Origin of the sequence: Mesorhizobium sp. M4A.F.Ca.ET.022.05.2.1 (assembly GCF_003998845.1) — a bacterium.
In the GTDB taxonomy this organism is placed as follows: Bacteria; Pseudomonadota; Alphaproteobacteria; order Rhizobiales; family Rhizobiaceae; genus Mesorhizobium.
Genome location: NZ_RZOJ01000546.1, coordinates 1 through 3,249, shown reverse-complemented (window position 1 = coordinate 3,249; position 3,249 = coordinate 1). Strand labels below are relative to the sequence as shown.

At 65.7% G+C, this 3,249-nt stretch carries 3 protein-coding genes; all 3 read right to left on the bottom strand.

Annotated features, from left to right (window positions below; all coding sequences use genetic code 11):
* Nucleotides 1–1,141: NAD-dependent succinate-semialdehyde dehydrogenase (locus tag EN745_RS32385; RefSeq protein WP_145992261.1), on the bottom strand; the 1,141-nt coding region annotated here is incomplete at its 3' end.
* Nucleotides 1,142–1,158: 17 nt separating this feature from the next.
* Nucleotides 1,159–2,202, bottom strand: a complete 1,044-nt coding sequence (locus EN745_RS32380; protein WP_127423129.1) for a tartrate dehydrogenase — start codon at nt 2,200–2,202, stop codon at nt 1,159–1,161.
* A gap of 10 nt (nt 2,203–2,212) precedes the next feature.
* Nucleotides 2,213–3,249: aldehyde dehydrogenase family protein (locus EN745_RS32375; RefSeq protein WP_145992260.1), on the bottom strand; the 1,037-nt coding region annotated here is incomplete at its 5' end.

Below are 3,249 nucleotides of genomic sequence, written 5' to 3'. Positions count from 1 at the left end.
TGTCTTTCGTGGCGCCGCTCAGCACCAGTGGCGCGACATACTGGTGACCGGCCGGTAGCGCGGGCTTTTCGGTGATGATCGCCGCACCCTTGGCTAGCGCGTCCTCGACGTGACGGTTGATCTTCTCGACCGCCGCCATGTTGATCATCGGTCCGATGGCGATGCCGGGTTCGGTGCCCGGCCCGACCTTCATGGCGTTGACGCGGGCGGAGAGCTTGGCGGCGAAGGTCTCGTAGACACCGGCCTGGACGATGATGCGGTTGGCGCAAACGCAGGTCTGGCCGCCATTGCGGAACTTCGAGACGAGTGCGCCCTCAACGGCGAGGTCGAGGTCGGCGTCGTCGAAGACGATGAAGGGGGCATTGCCGCCGAGCTCCAGGCTGAGCCGTTTCACGCTGTCGGCCGCGCCGCGCATCAGCAGCGAGCCGACCCGCGTCGAGCCGGTGAAGGAGATCTTGCGCACCGTCTCGTTCGCCATGATCTCGTTGCCGATCTCGGCCGGCATGCCGGTGACGATGTTGATGACCCCGGCGGGAATGCCCGCCCGCTCGGCAAGCACGCCGAGCGCCAGCGCCGAATAGGGCGTGAATTCTGACGGCTTGATGACCACCGTGCAGCCTGCGGCCAACGCCGGCGCGACCTTGCGGGTGATCATCGCATTGGGAAAATTCCACGGCGTGATGATGCCGCACACGCCGACCGGTTCCTTCAGCACGATGATGCGGCGGTCTTTCGTCGGCGACGGGATGGTGTGGCCGTTGATGCGGCGTGCTTCCTCGGCGAACCATTTGACGAAGGAGGCGCCGTAGCGGATCTCGCCTTTGGCCTCGTCCAGCGGCTTGCCCTGTTCCGTCGTCAGGATCAGCGCAAGATCGTCCAGATGCGCCAGCATCAGCCCATGCCAGGCCTCCAGGAGGGCAGCGCGCTCGGCGTTGGTTTTCTTCTTCCAATCCCCATCGGCAGCAGCCGCGGCGTCTATGGCCGCGCGGGTCTCCGGAGCGGCCATGTCGGGCACGGTGCCGATCGCGGCCTGGGTCGCCGGATCGATGACATCGACCGTCTTGCCGGAGTCGGCGATGACCCATTCGCCGCCGATCAAACCGGCTTCGCGGAAGAGGCTTTTGTCTTTCAGGTTTCTCATCGAAAACGACCTTGCAATCAGGTGAGCGCCGCGACGACGGCAGCGGTGATGGCTTGTGTGCGATCCTTGCCGGGGGTGGTTCCAATGCCTCGCGCGGTTGTCGCCTCGAGCGCCTTCATCATGCGGCCGGCGGCAGCCTTTTCGCCGAGATGATCGAGCATCATGGCGCCGGACCAGATGGTGGCGATCGGGTTGGCGATGCCGAGATGGGCGATGTCGGGCGCCGAGCCGTGCACCGGCTCGAACATCGACGGCGCCGAACGGTCGGGATTGATGTTGGCGGAGGCGGCATAGCCGAGCCCGCCCTGGATCGCCGCGCCGATGTCGGTCAGGATGTCGCCGAACAGGTTGGAAGCGACGAGCACGTCGAGGCTCTCCGGCGCCATGATCATGCGCGCCGCGAGCGCATCGACATGATAGCTGGTCACCTCGACGTCCGGATAATCCCCCGCAAGCTTGCGGGTGACCTCGTCCCAGAACACCATCGAGTATTTCTGCGCGTTGGACTTGGTGACGGAAGCAAGCTTGCCCCGCCGTGATCGCGCCTGCTCGAAGCCGAAGCGCAGGATGCGCTCGACGCCGGCGCGGGTGAAGATCGATGTCTCCACCGCAACCTCGTCCAAAGTGCCCTGGTGCACGCGCCCGCCGGCGCCGGAATATTCGCCCTCGGTGTTCTCGCGGATACACAGGATGTCGAAGCTCTCCGCTCGCAGCGGTCCCTTGACCCCAGGCAGCAGGCGGTGTGGCCGGATGTTGGCGTATTGCACGAATGCCTTGCGGATCGGCAGCAGCAGGCCGTGCAACGAGACCGAATCCGGCACCTCCGCCGGCCAGCCGACCGCACCGAGAAGGATGGCGTCGAAGCCGCGCAAGGTCTCGATGCCGTCCTCGGGCATCATGCGGCCGGTTTCCTTGTAGAAGCGGCAGGACCAGGGGAACTCGGTGCCCGTCAGGGCAACGCCGTCCTGTTTGGCCGCAGTCTCCAGCACCGTCCAGGCGGCGGCGGTGACATCGCGGCCGATGCCGTCACCGGGTATCAGGGCGATCGAGTAGGATTTCATCGGCATCCCTTCACAGGCTGACCAGGACGCTCTTGGTCCTGCGGTTGGCGAGATAGGCGTCGCGGCCAAGGTCCTTGCCGATGCCGGAGCGCTTGTAGCCGCCGGTCGGCAGAATGTGGTCGCGCGAGCGGCTGTAGCGGTTGACCCAGACCGTGCCCGCTTCGAGCTTGCGCGCCAGACGGATCGTACGCGACAGGTCGGAAGTGAAAAGGCCGGAAGCGAGTCCGTAGGTCGGATGGGAGGATAGCGCCAACGCCTCGTCCTCGGTCTCGAAGGTCTGCACTGTGAGCACCGGGCCGAAGATCTCCTCGACGATCGCGGGATTGACCTGATCGACATCAGCGATCAGCGTCGGCTCGTAGAAATAGCCGGGGCTGTCCATGGCGGCGCCGCCGGTCAGGCATTCGCCGCCGGCCTTGACCGCAGCCTGCACGATGCTGTCGACACGCCCTCGTTGCCGCTCCGAGATGATCGGCGAATAATGCGTCGCCTCGTCCCAGGTCGGGCCGGGCCACACCGCCTTCATCTTCACCAGGATCGCGGTCGTCAGCCTGTCGGCCACGCTCTTCTCGACGATCAGCCGCGTGCCGGCGACGCAGGCCTGGCCAGCGTTGAAGGTGACGCTGCCGGCGATCGCCGTCGCCGCCTTGTCGAGGTTGGCGTCGGCAAAAACGATCTGCGGGCTCTTGCCGCCGAGCTCCAGGGTCATCGGCTTGACGCCGGTGCGAGCGACGTTCTCCATGATGGCCGAGCCGGCGCGGGTCGAGCCGGTGAAGCTGACCTTGGCGATCTCGGGATGCCCGGTCAGCGCCGTTCCGGTCGTCGGACCGTCTCCCAGCACCACGTTTATCAGCCCTGCCGGCAGACCCGCCCTTATGGCGAGTTGCGCCATACAGACAACCGAAAAGGGTGTCATTTCCGACGGCTTCAGCACGACCGCATTGCCCGCGGCCAGCGCCGGACCAAGCTTCCATCCGGCCATCGAGATGGGAAAATTCCAGGGGGTGATCGCGCCGACCACGCCATAGGGCTCGCTCATGATCATGC